The sequence below is a fragment of the Pelagibius marinus genome (assembly GCF_014925385.1).
Classification (GTDB): Bacteria; Pseudomonadota; Alphaproteobacteria; order Kiloniellales; family Kiloniellaceae; genus Pelagibius; species Pelagibius marinus.
In genome coordinates this window covers 12,730-30,278 of the sequence record NZ_JACSDK010000023.1, presented here as the reverse complement: position 1 = coordinate 30,278, position 17,549 = coordinate 12,730, and the positions used below count along the sequence as shown (strand labels likewise).

At 67.0% G+C, this 17,549-nt stretch carries 10 protein-coding genes; 1 reads left to right on the top strand and 9 read right to left on the bottom strand.

The features are described 5' to 3' along the window. Positions 1 to 355 precede the first annotated feature (355 nt). Positions 356 to 4,144, top strand: coding sequence for a calcium-binding protein (locus tag H7X47_RS25260; protein WP_193371563.1), 3,789 nt, complete (start codon positions 356 to 358; stop codon positions 4,142 to 4,144). 72 nt (positions 4,145 to 4,216) lie between these two features. Here H7X47_RS25260 and H7X47_RS25255 read toward each other — a convergent pair whose 3' ends face one another. The 9 genes from H7X47_RS25255 to H7X47_RS25215 form a co-directional block, all read right to left on the bottom strand. Next, a complete protein-coding gene (locus H7X47_RS25255; protein ID WP_193371562.1) occupies positions 4,217 to 5,428 on the bottom strand; it encodes a glycosyltransferase in 1,212 nt (403 codons plus the stop codon). Between the two features lie 31 nt (positions 5,429 to 5,459). Further along, positions 5,460 to 6,638: a glycosyltransferase gene (locus tag H7X47_RS25250; RefSeq protein ID WP_193371561.1), complete on the bottom strand. Its 1,179-nt coding sequence runs from the start codon at positions 6,636 to 6,638 to the stop codon at positions 5,460 to 5,462. Positions 6,639 to 6,827: 189 nt separating this feature from the next. Next, the gene (locus tag H7X47_RS25245; RefSeq protein ID WP_193371560.1) at positions 6,828 to 8,237 is read right to left on the bottom strand and encodes a glycosyltransferase family 4 protein; all 1,410 of its coding nucleotides are present in this window, start codon (positions 8,235 to 8,237) and stop codon (positions 6,828 to 6,830) included. A 176-nt stretch (positions 8,238 to 8,413) separates the two neighbouring features. Continuing rightward, positions 8,414 to 8,689, bottom strand: a complete 276-nt coding sequence (locus H7X47_RS25240; protein ID WP_193371559.1) for a hypothetical protein — start codon at positions 8,687 to 8,689, stop codon at positions 8,414 to 8,416. Between the two features lie 149 nt (positions 8,690 to 8,838). Continuing rightward, entirely contained in the window at positions 8,839 to 9,912 is a 1,074-nt protein-coding gene (locus H7X47_RS25235) for a trypsin-like serine peptidase (protein ID WP_193371558.1), read from the bottom strand. Further along, complete coding sequence (locus tag H7X47_RS25230) at positions 9,899 to 11,992, bottom strand: HD-GYP domain-containing protein (RefSeq protein WP_193371557.1); 2,094 nt, start codon at positions 11,990 to 11,992, stop codon at positions 9,899 to 9,901. Before H7X47_RS25230 ends, H7X47_RS25235 begins: the two co-directional genes overlap by 14 nt. Positions 11,993 to 12,027: 35 nt before the next feature. Beyond that, the gene (locus H7X47_RS25225) at positions 12,028 to 12,753 is read right to left on the bottom strand and encodes a transglutaminase-like cysteine peptidase (protein WP_193371556.1); all 726 of its coding nucleotides are present in this window, start codon (positions 12,751 to 12,753) and stop codon (positions 12,028 to 12,030) included. 259 nt (positions 12,754 to 13,012) lie between these two features. Further along, a complete protein-coding gene (locus tag H7X47_RS25220; protein ID WP_193371555.1) occupies positions 13,013 to 14,347 on the bottom strand; it encodes an HlyD family type I secretion periplasmic adaptor subunit in 1,335 nt (444 codons plus the stop codon). A gap of 65 nt (positions 14,348 to 14,412) precedes the next feature. After that, positions 14,413 to 16,818 (bottom strand): type I secretion system permease/ATPase, encoded by a 2,406-nt coding sequence (locus tag H7X47_RS25215; protein WP_227010806.1) that lies wholly within the window; start codon positions 16,816 to 16,818, stop codon positions 14,413 to 14,415. Positions 16,819 to 17,549: the final 731 nt, after the last annotated feature.

Sequence of the window (17,549 nt, the reverse complement as noted above, 5' to 3'; positions counted from 1 at the left end):
GCTTCGAGACGGGCCTGCGGCCCTCCTCGGGAAGGGCGCGCGGCGGCGCCGTCTCGACCCCTGAGCACGCCCGGCCGGGGGCTCCCCTGCCGGGGGCTCCCCTGCCGGAGGCCCCCAGCCGGGCCTCACGGCCGCTCGCGGGTGGGCGGTTGCATCTTGGTAAGGTTAATCCCCGCCAACCTTTTTTTCGCTTTCTTTTGAACCGCTTCGGCCTTTCTCCCGACAGATGAGCAGATCAATGGCTGTGGTCCCGCCGGCCCGAAAGGGACGGACGGGCAGGGAGCGGGTGCGCCCGCGGCCCGCCGCCACCGCCGCCTTCGACCCGACAGGGCACCATCTTTAGGGAGTACCGTTGATGTCTGTTTCCTTTGGCACTGCGTCGGCGCAGAACGTTTCCATCAAGGGCGCCGCGGAGACCGAGACCTCCTCCGAGACTGGCGGCGAGACCGCCGAGATCCTGACCGGCGCGGCGCAGGCCGCCGGGGAACCGACGGTGGTGACCCCGCCGGCGGCCGGCGAGACCCTGGTCATCGCCTCCCAGGCCGGCGCCACCTACCTGCTGGCGGTCGCCTCGGGCGACGTGACCCTGCAGAGCGACGGCCACGACCTGAAGCTGGTCATCCGTTCCGAGAGCGGCGGCGACGGCGAGGGGGCCGGCGACAGCCAGATCGTCTTCCAGGGCCTGGCCGAGCTGGCCGGGACGGGCACGGCGCCGGTCTTCCTGATCGGCAATGCCCAGGTCCCGGGGGACCTGCTGCTGGCCCAGGCGGAGCTGCTGGCCGGCGAGACCGAGACGCCCCTGGAGACCGCCGGTGATGCCTCGGCCCAGAGCGGCGGCGCCTCGGCCTACAGCGACAACCTGGGCGAGGCGCTGGAGCTGCTGACCGCCCAGGGCGTCATCGACCCGACCGAGCTGCAGTTCCGCCTCATCGAGCTGGAGGACCGGACCGACCTGCTGCGCGAGGGCGCGGCGGAAGAATCCGGCGGCCTGGTGATCAACGAGATCGGCCTGGGCGTGGAGACCAGCGTCATGACCACCACCGTCGACGGCGACGGGCTCATCGACGGCGTCATGAACTACGTGGAGCTGTTCAACGACAGCGCCAAGGCCTTCACCACCAACGGCCTGACCCTGGAGTTCCTCAACCCCGGCGGCGCGCTGGTCACCCTGGCGCTGCCGGACGGCCTGACCGTGCCGGCCGGCGGCTTCCTGACCGTCCACCAGGTCGCCGAGCTCATGGCCCCCACCGGCACCGTCTTCGTGCAGGTCTTCGACGCCGCGGGGGTGTTGGTCGACTTCCTTCCGCTGCCGGGCGAGACCAACTGGGAGCTGGGCGCCGACTGCAGCGAGGCCCTGGCGGTGAACCTGGTGCAGGGGGCGGAGAGCCTCGACACCTTCGCCGCCAACCTGGAGCAGGCGGACCTGGCGGTGCTGACCGATCCGCAGTGGGTTCCGGGTCCGGGCGCGCCGGCGCCCTTTGCCCTGCTGTTCGAGACCTTCAACGGCCAGTCCTCCAGCGCGCAGACCATCTTCTCGCGGGTCTTCGGCGGCGACGCCGACAGCGACGGCGCGGACGACTGGACCACCAACGGCTTCGCCACCGAGGGCGCGCTGAACGACGTGCCGGGCTTCGTGGCCCCGGGTCCCGAGGATCCCAACCCGCTGGACCCGCAGTTCGACGACCTGGACCCGCAGCAGGCCAACCCCGACCCCCTGGCGGGGCAGACGGTGGTGACCGCCGGCGGCGGCGATGACCTGCTGGAAGGCTTCGGCGGGCCGGACTTTCTCTTCGGCGGCGCCGGCAACGACTCCCTCTACGGCGGCAGCCAGGCCGACGTGGCGGCGCAGGCGGCCCTGATCGACCCGCAGCCGGGCGAGACCCCGGAGGAGGGCTTCAGCGACCACAACGACTGGCTGTTCGGCGAGGAAGGCGACGACGCCATCTACGGCGGCGCCGGCGCGGACCTGCTCTCCGGCGGCGACGGCGCGGACTCCGTCGACGGCGGCAGCGGCGGCGATCTCATCTTCGGCGACGACGAGGTGAACCTCAGCCCGAACCTTGCCGACGTGCTGGCCGGCGACGGCCTCAACAACCAGCAGGACGACCCCGCCGGCGCCTATGCCATAGTCAACCTGGGCGGCCACGACACGGTCTTTGGCGGCGACGGCGGCGATTTCATCGGCGGCGAGGCCGTGGCCTACAGCCCGGACGCCGAGGCCCAGGCCCTGGCCCGCAACGACGACGATGCCGGCGGGATCCTGGACCCCAACGGTAACGACATCCTGCTGGGCGGCTTGGGCACTGACCGCATCGCCGGCGAGGCGCTGGCCTACAGCACCACGCAGGACGTCAACGCCTCGGTGCTCAACGCGGCCAGCTTCGGCGGTGTGGTCGGTTCCGACTTCATCGTCGGCGGCGGCGACGAAGACATTGTCGCCGGCGAGGCCCTGGGCATGACCGAGGGGGGCGAAGGTTTCGCCGCGGTGTTGCTGAATGCGAGCAACGGCGCTGTCGGCGGCGACGGGATCGACGGCAATGCCGGCGAGGACGCCATCGCCGGCGAGGCTCTCGCTTTCGGCGAGACCCTGGCGTTCGCCCATGCGGAGCTCGAGGCCGAGGGTAACGCGGCCGTGGCCGGCACCGACACGCTGACCGGCGGCGGCAACGCCGACATAATCGCCGGCGAGGTCTTGGCCATGGCCAACGGCTATGCCGCCGCCTCGGTCGTCACCGAGGCCCTGGACGGCGCGGTCGCGGGCGGCGACTACATCGAAGGCAACAGCGGGGGCGACTGGCTGGCCGGCGAACTGCTGGGCTACAGCAGCGGCGACACGGCCGAGGCAGGTGTGCTGAACAGCGCCACCGACGCCCAGGCCGGCAACGACACCCTGCGCGGCGGCGGCGGCGGCGACATCATCGCCGGTGAAGCCCTGGTGGCCGGCGATTCGGACTCGACGCTGATGGTGGCGAACCAAGGCGACGGCGGCGCCGTCGTGGGCAGCGATTCCATCCGCGGCGGCGGCGGCGACGACGTCATCGCCGGCGAGGCCCTGGTGGCCGGTGGCGGCAGCGCCTCGGTCGAGAACGAATTCGCCGCGGGCCTGCCCACGGTGGGGCAGGACACGATTGAAGGCGGGGCCGGCAACGACACCATCTCCGGCGACGCCCTGGCCACCTCGGGCGGCAGCGCCACGGTGAACCACCTGGGCGTCTTCTTCACCCCGCCGGCCGGCGACAGCATCCTGGGCGGCGCGGGCGCGGATATCATTGCCGGTGACGCCCTGGCCATCGACGGCACCGCCACCGTCCTGACCGGCGGCAGCGACACCATCCTGGGCGGCGACGGCAACGACGTGATCTCCGGCGACGCCCTGGTGTTCGGTATCGGCCTGGCCGAGATCACCCAGCTCGGCGGCTTCGACAGCATCGACGGCGGGGCCGGCAACGACCTCATCTACGGCGACGCCAACACCGGCGGCGGCGAGGTCAACGGCGGCGACGATACCGTCCTCGGCGGTGCCGGCGAGGACACCATCTTCGGCAACGGCGGCAACGACCTGCTAGACGGCGGCGCCGACGACGACACCCTGGTCGGCGGCAGTGGCGATGACTCCCTGGTCGGTGACGTCGGCAACGACCTGCTCGACGGCGAGCTCGGCAACGACAACCTGCACGGCGGCCTCGGCGCTGACTCCCTGTTGGGCGGTCTCGGTGACGACTTCCTTTTCGGCGGCAGCGACGGCGACTTCCTCTTCGGCGGCAGCGGCAACGACACGCTGGTCGGCGGGGCCGGCGGCGACACGCTGTCCGGCGGCATGGATGCCGATACCTTCGGCTTCGGCGGGGCGCTGCCCGGCGATACCGATAACGTCACCGACTTCAGCCTGGGCGAGGGCGATGTGCTCGACTTCGGCGACCTGCTGCTGGGCGTCGGCGCGGACGACGGCGTCACCCTGGACGACTATCTGGAGGTCTCCTGGGACGGCGTGAACACCACGATCGGTATCGACGCGAACGGCGACGCCAGCGGCTTTACCGACCACTTCGTCGTCATCGAAGGGCAGGACCTGACCAGCCTGGGCGCGACCCAGGACCAGATCCTGCAGGCGATGATCGACGGCGGCAACCTGACCGGCATGTAACCCCTGTCCCTTTGCCGGCGGGCGTGAGGGAGCGGCGGCCTTCGGGTCGTCGCTCCTGTTTTTGTAGTTTATCTAACTATTTGAACTGGCAGAGGTTTTCGGCGCGCCTTCAAGCACTTCCAGGCAGGTCGCCAGGATTGTCTCCACCGTGTTCTGCGGTCCCCGCGCCTTGATCTCCTGGGAGCGGGCCACTGCGCGCTCGGCCATGGCGACGTCGGCCGCGGCCTCCTCCAGAATCTGAGGCAGGGTGTCCCTCTCCAGCTCCTTGGGGAGCAGCAGGCGCCCGAGCTGCAGCTCGGCCAGCGCGTTGGCGCTGAGGCGCGCCTCCATGTGGGTCGGCACCAGGACCTGCGGACGGCCGCCGCTCAAGGCGGCGCAGCAGGTGCCGTTGCCGCCGTGATGGATGATCAGGCTGGAGCGGGCGATAACCTCGTTCATCGGCTGCGGTTCGCGATGCACGGTGAGGCCGGGACGTTCCAGCGACTTGGCGACCTTGTCGTTCATGCCGCGCGCGAAGATCTCTCCGGCCAGGCCGCAGGCTCTCAGGCCCTTCAGGAAGGGCTTGGTCTTCTTGTGCTCCAGGCTGAGGTAGGCGAAGAAGCGCGGCCCGCCGTCGGGCAGGGGCTGGGGTTCCTGCAGGCCCTCGACCGGGCCGATCACCGGGTCGCGGCGCAGCGGGCCGTAGGGATCCAGCTCCGGCAGGGTGCAGACCAGGCGCCCGGCGGTACGGAAGGGCTCGGTGACCGTCTGGGGCTGGGGCTGGCGGTTGTGCTTCTGCACGTCCTGCATGACGCGCAGCACGTGCGCCGGGCTGACCATCGCCTTGCGCCCCTTGCGGTAGGAGGGGAACTCGTCGGCCTCGGCCGGCGGCAGGGTGAAGCCGTCGGCTACCTGGACCACCGGAATGCGCTTGAAGCAGGCGAGCAGCAGCGCCGGGCTGTGGTCGGCCACCACGAGATCCGGTTTGGCCTGTGCCAGCAGGGTGCGCCAGGCCATGATTCCGGCGTGCAGGACCTGCCGCCGGAAGAAGCCGGAGTGGCACATGATGTCGGAGTAGGTGGCGATGGGCGCCGGCGTGGGGACGCCGGGGATGCGCTCGACCAGGTCCGGCACCGGCAGGATGGCCCGCCGCTCGCGCGCCAGCAGGACGGCGTTTTCCTTGATGTTGCGCAGGAAGAAGGTGACCTCGTGGCCGCGTGCTTCCAAGGCGCGCACCACCGGCATGAGGCGGTGCACGTGGCCGTGTCCCGCCCCCAGTTCATAGCCGACGAGCACATGCGCCATGGTCTTTGCTTTCTCTTGTCGGGCTTCGTCTTCAGGCGTTACCGAGGGAGGACCGGCAGGCTTCCAGGATATGGTCCATGGGCCGGAAGGGGCCGGCGTTGAGGATTTCCTGGGCGATGATGGCGGCGCGCTCGCGCCGCCGCGCATCGGCTTGGAAATCGAACAGGACCTCGGGGCCGGCGCTCTCCAGCTCTTTGGCCGACATCGACCGCCCGACGCCGATGCGGCCCAGGGCCTGGCTGTTCAGCAGGGTCTCTTCGTGGATCGGCAGTGCGAGTTGCGGGCGCCCGGCGCTGCAGCAGGCCAGGCTCATACCGCTGCCGCCGTGGTGGATCGCCATGGTCGCGCGCGACAGCACCTGGTCGATGGGCTGGGGCGACCTGTAGAACTTGAGGCCGGGGCGGGCGTACTTCTTCGCCGTCGCCTGGGTCATGCCACGCACATAGGCTTCGACCGGCAACTTGGACTCCTTCAGCACCGTCAGCATCTTCGGCGTGATGCGGTGCTCGATGCCCAGATAGGCGAAGACTGCCGGCTTGTCGGGCAGGGGCATGGGCGACTGCAGGCCCTCGGTCGGACCGACCACTGGGTCTTGCCGCAGATCCTTGTAGGGGTCGAGGCCCTTCAAGGTGCAGACCAGGCGGCCGGTGGTGCGCAGCGGCGCGGTCACCTGGGGCACCCTGGGGCCGCCCAGGCGGGTCTGTACCTCGTTCATCACCGCGATGATCTCCTCCGGCGCGACCGTCGCCGTCTTGGAGGGCTGGAAGCCGGGAAAGATCTCGTCCTGGGCCGGGGGGATAGTGAAGCCCGAGCCGACCTGGATCACCGGAATGCGGCCATAGGCGGCGAAGCAGATCACCGGGCTGTGGTCGCAGACGATGAGGTCCGGGCGCACCTGGTCGAAGATGGTCCGCCAGGCCAGCGTCGCCGGGAACAGGGTTTCGACCTTGCCGAAACCGCAGTAGACCATGATGTCGCTGTAGGAGCCCATCTTCTTGGGCCCGCGCTCGGCCGGGTTCGGCGGCACCAGGTCCGGACTCTGGATGAACGGCATGGGGTTTTTGGTCAGCTGCGAGCGGCAGTCGTAGGGATTGCGCAGGAAGAAGGTGACCTGGTGCCCTTCGGCGGCCAGGGCCTCGGCCACCGGCGCCAGCCGGCGGTAGTGGCCGAAATTGTCGCCACGTTCGTACCCAACCAGAATTCTCGCCACGGTATCGTCCGCCTTCGGTCGGTTTAGCTCCAAGGCCGCGCCAGCAATGCCTGTGTTCAGACAGGATCAGCGGGCCAAAACTAATGCTTCGTTAACGTTGAAACAAACTCTTCCCATCACCCCCCGGGCCCCTTCGAAACCACACTGGCGCATTTCCTGCGGGAGGGGTGGAAGCTCCGTAGCGCGCGCCTACTTTGCCTTGGCGCGTGCCTTGGAGGCTTTCTTCCTGGCCGTGCCGCGCTTGCCGGTCTTCTTCGCCGCGGTCTTGTTCGCGGCGGTCTTCTTTGCCGCCGCCTTCTTGGCCGGGGCTTTGGCCGTCGCGCCCTTGGGCAGGCGGTAGCTCGGCACACCGGGTCTGCTGCCGGCGCTCGGGCGTTTGCCGCCGATCAGGTTGTCGATCAGCTTGAACTGCTCGGCCAGGCAATTCTCCAGCTCGTAATTCTGCTCGATCGTCTGGCGCGCCTTCTTGCGCATCGTCGCCATGCGGTCCTTGTGGTCGAGCACCTCGTCGACCCGGTCGGCGATGGAGGCATGGTCGAAGAAGTCGAACAGCAGGCCGTTGACGCCGTCCTTGACCACCTCGGTCACCGGCGGCGTGTCGGAGGCGACCAACGCGCCGCCCGCCGACATGACCTCCAGCATCGACCAGGAGAGGACGAAGGGGAATGTCAGGTAGACGTGGACGCCGGAAACCTTGATGACCTTGAGGTAGGTCGAATAGGGCACGCGGCCCAGGAAGAAGATGCGGCTCATATCCAGGTCGACTTCCGCCAGCATCTGCTTGCGGTAGGTCTGGCCCTCGGGTAGCGCCCGACCATAGCTGACGTCGTCGCCGCCGATAACGATGATCCTGGCGTTGGGGCGGCGCTTCTGGATGATCTCGGCGGCGCGCATGAACTGCGGGAAGCCGCGGTAGGGCTCCAGATTACGCACCACGAAAGTGATGATCTCCTCGCCCTGCTTCATGGCGGTGGTCGCGCCGTCTGCGGTTTTCACCTCGATGGAGGCGTCCGGGTCCGGCGCGCAGACGGAGGTGTCGATACCGTCGTGGATCACCGAGATCTTGTATTGATACTCCTCGGGATACTGCTGGAACTGCCAGTAGGTTGGCGACATGCCCGCATCGGCGGCCTCCAGGCCCATGAACTGCACGATGTTCTTGGTGCGGATGCGGCAATGCGTGTCGAGGGTGACCTGGCTTTCCGGGTCGAAGCCGACGTCGGCGCCGACGGCGTGATAGTAGAACTCGAAGAAGTTCAGCAGCGGCGTGTCCGGAAAGACGTCCTTCAGGTAGAGCGTTTCGCCCCAGCCCGGGTGGCCGATGATGATGTCCGGCACGAAGCCCTGGGCCTTCAGGGCCACGGCCTTGCGGGCCACTTCCTGGGCATGAAGGATGCCGCGCTCAGCCTCGCGGATGTAGCGATGGGTAGACTCCGCCGGGTCGCGGTGCGGCTTGTAGAGCACCTTCTTCACACCCGGCAGTTCGATCCCCTCGCGCTTGGTGATGAAGACGACGGTATTGGCCTTGTCGTCGGCGAGGCGCTGGCAGATGTGCTTGTACTGCCCCGGCATATTCTGGTGAACAAATAGATATTTCATGGGTCCTGGCCCGGAATGGTGCCCGATTACTTGGTGAAGCGGCGATCAGAAACTACAGGTTTATTGCCAGATTCGGCGAATTTACTCAATTTTCGGTAAAGCACGCAAAAGGGGCAGCCTGTCGGCCGCCGCAGGGCCCGCCGTGTCCCAACCCCTGGTGGGGTCTCGGTACGGCCTCAGAGGTTGGAGAGGGCCTCGTCGAGCTCGTCGCCCTTCTTGGTCTCGCTGTCGAGGCGGTCCTTCTCGGCGGTGCGCTCCTGGAGCTGCTCCAGCGCCTTGGCCAGCTGCAGCGTCAGGTTTTTCAGTGAACCCATCGGCATCATCAGGGTGCCGGCCTGTTGGGCGGAGAGCTCGGACTTGCCGTCCTTGCGGCGCAGCTGCATCAGCTCGATGCGCACCACGCCGTTGGATACGACGATAGAGCCGACCCCGTCTGCGAAGATCTCCGTCATGAAACGCGTTCCTTCCATCAATCTCTAAAATCAATCCTTGGCGGCCTCAGGTCCGCCGTTGTCAGCTTTCCGGTCGTGCGGCCGGTCTTGGATATCAGTCCTGTTGCCGATAATCCAGGACGACTAGGAGGAGGGGGCAAGGAGCCATGTTACGGCGCCGTGGCATGCAGCAGTTGCCCCATCATTTCGAGAGAGGGTTTGGCCGCCGAGGTCAGGCCGTTCTCCGACTTGAAGCGCCTCAGGGCCTCGGCCCGCGACTTGCCCGAGGCGTCTTCGTCGGCGACCTGCAGGTAGCCGAGCTTGATCAGCAGGTTGTCGATGGTCGCCAGCGGGACCCTGGCGGCTTCGCTGGCTTCGCCGGGCAGTTGGCCAGGCGCCCAGCGCGCCGAAGTGGCGGCCAGTGCCTGCACCGCTTCGCGCCGGCCCCCCTGTGGTTGGAAGATGCTGAGGGACAGCACGCCGGCAAGGTGTTCCTGATCCTCGCTCATCAGGTCGATGGAATGCAGCCCGGCCGCATAGAAGGTGCCGTCCGCGTAGAGCAGCAGGGGAGAGCCGGAGTCTCCCTGGATGACGTTGCAGTCATGAACCACCACGCGGCCTCTTTCCGCGATCCCCGCAATGTTGCAGGCCCAGCCCGCGGTCATCACATGAGCCAGGTCGCGGCGGTATCCGGCTTGCAGCAGCAGCGCGTCGCCGGCGGTGATTCGCGACATCATCAGGCTGTCGATGGCCCTCATGCCGAGCCAGCCGGCCTTGCGGCCCAGCGGTTCGGCCAGGGTCAGAATGGCCCAGTCGGTTGCCGCCACCTTCAGGTTCGGGCTGGGCACATAGGTGAAATTGTCGGCGCGCGTGTAGCTGGCGACCTTGGAATGCAGAATGAAGCGGTCGCGCTGGTAGCCCGCGATGAAGTGAAGCTCGATGGCGCCGCGCCAGCGCCCGGCGAGCGGGTCGTAGAGACAATGGGCGGCGGTGAGCACGTGGCGCTCGCTGATCAGGAAGCCGGTGCAGTGGCCGCGCCCGCCGGCATTGACGCGGCCAATCGCGCTCCAGGGGTATTCCATGGCGTCGACGGCGACGCGCCGCTCGGGGGCCTTCACCCGCAGCTCGACGGCCGCGGCTTCGCGCGGCGCCGAGGCGCCCAGGAGAAGGACGGATAGACTCAGGGCTGCTGCCAGGTGAAGGAATCTCCTGGCGCGGTCCATGACCGGATCAACCGGTCGCAATGCTGGCGATAAGCTTCTCACCGGGAATCGTCGCTACCACCTGTTTCAGGGCCTCGATCACCTTGGGATCATAGCGCGTCAGGTTCTCTTGGAGAATATCCAGGACGGCGCCGGGTGCAAGGCCCGCACGGTAGGAGCGGGGCTCCAGGCGCGCGCAGAATACGTCGCAGGCAGCGAGAATCCGCCCGGGGAGGGTGATCTCGTCGCCCTTCAATCCTTTGGGGTAGCCGCCACCGTCGAGGCGTTCGTGCATCTGCGCGATGGTCTCGACAACCGGCAACTCGAAGTCGATGCCATGCAGGAACTCGACGGCATGGTCGACGTGGGCTTCCATCTGCTTGATCTCGTCCGGGGTCAGGCGCGCCGGCTTCGTCAGCAGCTCCTTGGGCACCGAAAGCTTGCCGATTTGCGAGAGATTGGCCGCCAGCTCCAGGGTCGCGAGTTCCTCCTCGCTGCAGCCGACCTGCTTGCCGACGGCGGCGGCGAACTCGGCCACCCGGCGCGAATGGCCGGCCAGATAGGGGTCGCGCAGTTCGATGGCGCGCACCAGGGCGGCGACCATCTGCTGGATGGCGCGCTCCTTTTTGCGCTGCTGCTCGACCAGTTCCGTCACGTCTCGGGTGACCGAGACGACGCCGCTGGCCTCGCCCCTCGAGCCGAAGAAGGGGACCTTGGAAATTTGGAGGTAGCGCAGTGCGCCGTCGAGATAGACCTCCTCGTCGGCGGTCACGCTTTCGCCGCTGTTGAGGACACGGCGGTCGCTCAGGGCCAGGCGCTTGGCCGTGCCCTGGCCGAATATCGCCGCGTCGTCCAGACCGACCATGGATTCGGGCTTGCGCGAGACCGCTTTGGCGAAGGCCATGTTGGCATAGCGGTAGGTGCCGTCCGGCGCCTTCAGGCCGATGAACTCCGGGATCGCCCCGTTGATGCTGTCGAGCAGCTGCTTCTGCGCCTGGATACGGTCGGCCAGGCTGCGGTACTGCTCCGCCAGGGCGCGGTCGTGGACGCTGGACAGGCGCCACCAGAAGGCGCCGAAGGCGACCGCAACGGCGAGGACCACCAGGGTCGATACGATGATGGCGGCGGTCGTGTAGGTCGCCAGCGGCTGTTCGGCCGCGGCCACCGTGACCTCCTCCAGCACCCACCAAGTGGGCCCGGAGACCATGGCGCCGGCGGAATAGACCTCGCCCAGTCCGGCCAGGGAGGCCCGGCGGGCGAAGGGGATCTCGCCGGCGGCGAGATCGAAGTCGTCGATGCTGACCGGCGCGACGGGGGTTGCCGCGCCGGGCTGGATGCGGCTGAGCTGATCGCCGGCGAGTTGGACGAGCACCCGCTGCGTCCCCGGGCTGGCGAGGGGATCCTCCGAGAGGATCTCGGCCAGACCGCCGGCCAGCGGCGTGACCAGGATGAAAACGGCGACCGGCTTGCCTTGGCCCGGATTGACCTGCGCCGCGAAAATCGGCACGGCCATGTCCAGGACCAGGCCTGCGGTGGCGCTGCGAGCCGGCCCGAACACGGTCTGGGACCGCTCGAAGCTGTCCTCCGCCAGGTGGCGCTGTTCGACCGACAGGGGCGCGGCGCCGCTGGAGGTGACGAAGGCGACGCCGTTGCGCCCGACCAGGTAGCCGGCCAGGAAATCGGCATTGGCTGCAAAGTCTGTGATGATGCGTTCGATGAAGGGCACCTGTTCGACCAGCGGCACGCCCAGGCCGTTCTCGTCGGTCTGCGGCGCGACCATGCGGGACATGTCGCCGCCGGCCAGGTCCATCTCCGTGGAGAAGAGGCGCAGCAGCTCGCTCTCGACCACCGGGTCGGCGAGGCGGCGGTTGCCCTGCAGCCAGGTGGAGATCACCCCGGCCTGGCCGCTGGCGGTCAGCGTCAGGCGCTCGGCGATCTGCTCGGCCAGCTGGGCCTTCTTGGAGCCGATAGTGAGGCTCGGCACCAGCACCGCGGCCAGCGCGATCACGACCAGCACGGCGGCGCCCCAGGCGAGCAGGCGTCCGCGCTGGCGCTGCTCCGGCGCGTCGCTCAGCGTCGAGAAATCCAGCATTTCGCCGGCCTGGTCGCCTTGGTTGCTCATCGCGAACTTATCCCACAGAAGGAATTAACGATCATTTACAAAGATGCCGTGCGATTCTTACCGTAAAAATGCGCCCAGCGGGTAGTTTCATTCATCGAATACTGCGGCACATAGTGCTTGTACTTCTTGTGCGAGAAGACCAGGTCCGTGAGGCTGTCGAGGATCAGGATGTCGCCCAGGGCGTAGACCGCCAGGACCGCGTGGCCCAGGCGGCGGATCCGGTCCATGAGGATCACGACCCGCAGATCCTCGTTGGCCATGCCGAGGTCGCGCAGGGCGAAGAACTTGGCGATGGAATAGTCTTCGCAGTCGCCCGAGCGCTTCATGAACTCCGTCGGCGTGGCCCAGAACTCGCTGACGCCGTAGAGCTCGCGGTCGATCTTGTAGGGCCAGCGGTTGAAGTAGCGGTTGACGACTTTCAGCATCTCCAGCTGCGGCTTGCCCTTGGCCTCGGCGGCGACCTCCCGCCACGACCTGAGGCCGGCTGTGGTGCAGGCCGCCTGGTTGTCCAGGCAGGCGCGGAACAGCTTGCGCTCTGACTTCATCTTGGCCAGGACCCGCGCCCATTGGGGCAGGGCTTTCAGGTTGGCGGCCGAAACTTCGGTGGAGCCGAACAGCGCCGTACCGGCGTTCGGCGCAGTCTTCATCAGGTCCTGCAGGCTCTGCGCGCCGGCGTCATTGCGCCAGGCATCGACGAGCAGGCCGCTGGCAGCGGCGCCCGCGACGGCGGCGGAGTGACGGAGAAAGGCGCGGCGATCCAACAAAGCGGCTCCCGGGTGCACAACGGAAAACCCGGCTTTTGATGCTGATGCCGGGCTTCCTAGAGGATCGCCGTTTTGCCTTAATGGAGCTTTGTCAAAGGTGGTTTACGCCCTGCAGCCCAGGGACGCCGGAATCGCCCGGAAAACCGTCGATTCCGCGGTCGAAAGAGGTTAACGGGCAGGGACGGAACGGGCCCGCCGGCGGTGCTGCCGGCGGGCCCGGGATAGCCTTTCCGGAAGGGCCGGAACCGCGCCGCGATCAGCGCTCGCGCAGGGCCGAATCCTTGGCCTTGAGGATGGGCTTCAGCAGGTAGTCCAGCACCGATTTTTCACCGGTGAGGATCTCCGCCGTCACCGTCATGCCGGGGATGATCGGCAGGGTCTCGCCGCGGTGCTGCAGCGAGTTCTCTTCGGTGCGCAGGTAGACGTGATAGAAGCTCTCGCCCTGCTCATCCTTGATGGTGTCGGCCGAGATGCGCTCCAGTTTCGCGGTCAGGCCACCGTAGATGGAGAAGTCGTAGGCCGAGACCTTGATGACCGCCTTCTGGTTCGGGCGCAGGTAGGCGATGTCGGCCGGGCGAACGCGCGCCTCGACGATCAGGCTATCGTCCAGCGGCACGATTTCCATGATGTCCTGGCCGGGCTGGATAACGCCGCCGACGGTGTTGATCTTCATGTCCTTGACCGTGCCGCGCACCGGGGAGGCGACGGCGGTACGGGTTACCCGGTCCTGGCCGGCGAAGAGCGACTGCGAGATCGACTTCAACTCGGCGCGGGTCTTGTTGAGTTCGTCGGAAGCCTCGGTCTGCACCGTCAGCTGCATCTCCTCGATACGCTGGTTGGCTTCATTCTGTGCCGCTTGCAGGCGCGGGATCGAGGTGCGGATGGTGCGGATTTCACCTTCCAAATCGGCGACTTGGCGCTCGATGCGGATCAGCTCGATCCGCGGCATGACGCCCTTCTGGACCAGCGGCGCGGTGATCGCCAGTTCGTCACGGGCGAGGCTCAGGCTCTGTTCCAACTGGCGGCGCCGGCTGGCCATTTCGGCCACTTCCTGCTTGCGCTGCTGGGCCTGCGACTTCAGCACCGAGATCTGCGCGTCGAGCTGACGCTTGCGCGCGTTGAAGAGGCGCTGCTGGTCGGCGGCCAGAGTCGGGGCTTCGTTCTCGACGGCCGAGGGGAAGGCGATCGACTCCTTGGCCTCGATCTCCGCCACCAGGCGGGCTTCCGTCGCCAGCAGGCTCAGGTACTGCGAGCGGGCGTCCTCCAGATTGGCCTGGGCCAGGGTGTTCTCGATGCGCACCAGGACGTCGCCAGCCTCGACGATGTCGCCCTCGTGGACCAGGATCTCGGCCAGAATGCCGCCTTCCAGGTTCTGGATCACCTGGGTGCGGGAGGAGGGGATGATGGTGCCTTCGCCACGGGTCACCTCGTCCAGGATGGCATAGTGCGCCCAGACGCCCATGACGCCGAAGAAGCTGACCGAAAGAATGGTCAGGATATAGGCGAAACGTCTGCCGCGATGCCGGGTCGCGGCATGCACATCCGGCATGAAGTCCAGATCGTCGCGATCGTAAACGCCGTGTGCACTCATTTCTTTCTGATCCTCGTCAAACCTGGGTTCGCTGTGCCGGCCGGGGGCCTGGGCGGGTCTGGTTGCTATGCGTTGCTGGCACGGATCTGGCCCTGGCGCAGCGCCTTCAGCACTTCGTCCTTGGGACCGTCGGCCACGATCTTGCCGTTGTCGATGATGAGCAGGCGGTCGACCAGGGACAGCAGCGAGCTGCGGTGTGTCACCAGGAACAGCGTCTTGCCCTTCAAGGTGCCCTCGAGGCGCCGCTTGAAGGCCGCTTCCGACGAATTATCCATATGGCTGGTCGGCTCGTCCAGCAGGATAATCGGAGGGTCGAGCAGCATGGATCGGGCGATCGCCACCGACTGGCGCTGGCCGCCGGACAGGCCCATGCCGCGCTCGCCGACCTGCAGGTCGAAACCGTGCGGGTGGGTGCGCAGGAAATCGCTGACACCGGCTACCTCGGCGGCGCGCAGGATGCTCTCGTCGTCCACGTGGGGGGCGCCAAAGCAGATGTTGTCGCGCACCGATCCGAAGAAGAGATAGTTGTCCTGCGACACGTAGCCGACGTTGCGGCGCAGGTCGGCGGGATCGACCTGGCGGATGTCGGTGCCGTCCACCAGGACCGCGCCTTCCATAGGCTCGTAGAGGCCGACCATCATGCGGGCCACGGTGCTCTTGCCGGAGCCGATGCGCCCCAGCATGCCGACCCGCTCACCGGGATTGATCTTGAAGCTCAGACCGTCCAGCGCCTTGGTCTCCTGACCCGGGTAACTGAAGGTGACCTGCTTGAACTCCATCTGGCCGCTGAGCCGCGGGCGGTGCAGGAACTGCTTGTTCTGGGCCCGCTCGACCGGTGCCTTCATGAGGTTGTCGAGCGACTTCAGGGCGACGCGGGACTGCTGCAGGCGGGTCAGCATGGCCGCCACCGCGCCCAGCGGCGCCAGGGCGCGGCCGGTCAGGATGGTCGCGGCGATGAGCGCGCCCATGGTGATGTTGCCCTCGGCGATCTGGTAGACGCCGTAGACGATGACGATCACGGTCGACATCTGGATGGCGATCTGCGCGAAGGTGGTGGCCAGGCCGGCGATGAAGCGCGCGCGCCCCGAAGAGGCGGCGGACAGGCCGACGAACCGCTCCCACGACTTCTGCACCCGGCCCTCGGCGGCGGTCGCCTTGATGGTCTCCAGGCCGTCGATGGTCTCGACCAGCAGGGCGTGCTTCTGGCTGGCCTCGCGCTGGCTCTTCTCGACCAGCGCGCGCAGCGGGTACTGCAGGAAGAGGCCGGTGAGGATGACCAGCGGCACCATGGACAGGGGCACGACGGCGACCGGCCCGGCGACGATGTAGATGACGCCGATGAAAAGGAAGATGAACGGCAGGTCGACCAGTGCCACCAGGGTGCCGGAGGTGAAGAACTCACGCAGCGATTCGAACTCGCGCAGATTGTTCGCCATGGCGCCGGTGGAGGCCGGCTTGGAGTCCAGGCGCGTCGACATCAGCTGCTCCAGCAGGCGGCTGGCGATGATGACGTCGGCGTTCTTGCCGGCGACGTCGACGAAGTAGGTGCGCAGATTGCGCATCACGAACTCGAAGCCGAAGACCGTGATCACGCCCACGGCCAGCACCCAGAGCGTCTCGATCGCCTGGTTCGGCACCACGCGGTCATAGACGTTCATGATGAACAGCGGGCTGGCGATGGCGAAGCAGTTGATCAGGATCGAGGCCAGCATCACGTGGCTGTAGATCGGCCAGAACTGCCACAGCGTGCCCCAGAACCAGGCGCGCGGCTCGGCCAGCTTGTTTTCCGGCGCGCGCTCGTCGAAGCGCGCCTCGGTCCGGGCGAAAATGGCATAGCCGGTGTATTGCTCCTGCAGGCTCTGCAACTCGACGGTCTTGGGCGTGCCACCGGCCTCGGGCAGCAGCACGTCGGCGTGGCCGCGGCTGATGTTCTGCAGTACGCAGCAGCTGCCGCCCTTGAGCAGCAGGATGCAGGGCAGGGTGACCGGCAGGATCCGATTGAGGTGCGGACGGCGCACGACACGCGCGGAGAGGCCGGCGCGCTCGGCCGAGCGCACGGCGAGTTCCGGCGTGAAGGGCTCGTTGGCGTGCGGCAGGCCCGCCTTCAGGGCCTCGGAGGAGATCGGGCGTTGCAGCAGGCCGGCCAGCATCGACAGGCAGCGCACCAACGGATCCTCGAAATCGATAGTGGCGGGAGCGACGTCCCAGCTCTTCTCGGGCTCCGCCGCTTCCATCAGGTCTTTGGCTTTGAGAACCGCAGTGGGCCGCGGTGTGTCGGGCACGGTATCCGTCGTATCGTCGTCCGCGTTCTCGGCTTCCGCCAGATTTGCGGACATGGAACTCTCTTCCGCCGCGGCGCCGGGATCCTTCAGATCCGGATCGGACCAGGTCTCCGCCTTGCCGTCCTTGGCTTTGCTGTCGCCTGTGTCGGGCTTGTCCTTGAAGGCGGTGCTATCGTCGCGGGCAGCCATACTATCCCTTTGCCTTTACAAACGTGTTTGATGTGCCGGAAGCCCCTTGGGGGCCGCCGGGGCGGCAGCGAACGCTTGGGCGGCCATCCCGAAGGCAGGGAGTGGCCTTGCCTTTTTGACCAAAGAGTTCCCGTGCCCAAAGCTTCATGAGAATTGTTACGAATTCGCAAAAGGACGAGGCGTCAAATACTCTGATCGGCCTCAGAAAAAGTAGCAATGCATCATTCTAAAAGCGTTAATAACACACTTTCATCTTGCGGCCAGGGCTTTCCAAGTTGATGCGTGCGCCCTTGTGCGAAGCGACTCTCCGTCTGTCACCTAACTGAATCGAAAGGAGCCGGCCATCGCCGCGGCGCCGCGCTGTTTCCTTCGTCGCGGCCCTCGGGGGCGGGCCCCCGGGACCCCCTCCGGCCGCTGCCGGATCGCGGATCCCTTGGCTTCTGTCCCTCTGGCGACCCCCAAGGGATAAACCTCCAGAGTACGCCGCGGGCCAAGCCAAGCTAGGGGGCGTAAGCTCCTATGACTGTGTGATTTATCACATCTTCTAAGGGAGAGCATGGCCTGAATTGCGCCGAGGTCTGCGCGAAGCCCGAAAACCGATGCGACGGGGTTAAATTCCTTAGCATCGCCCCATGATTGTGTGTAGAATTAACTTAGTGAAACCCGCCCGCGCTACGTTACCGTTTAGGCCCGCTGTTCACAGCCGGTTGACAGAATCGGTCGGGGCGGCC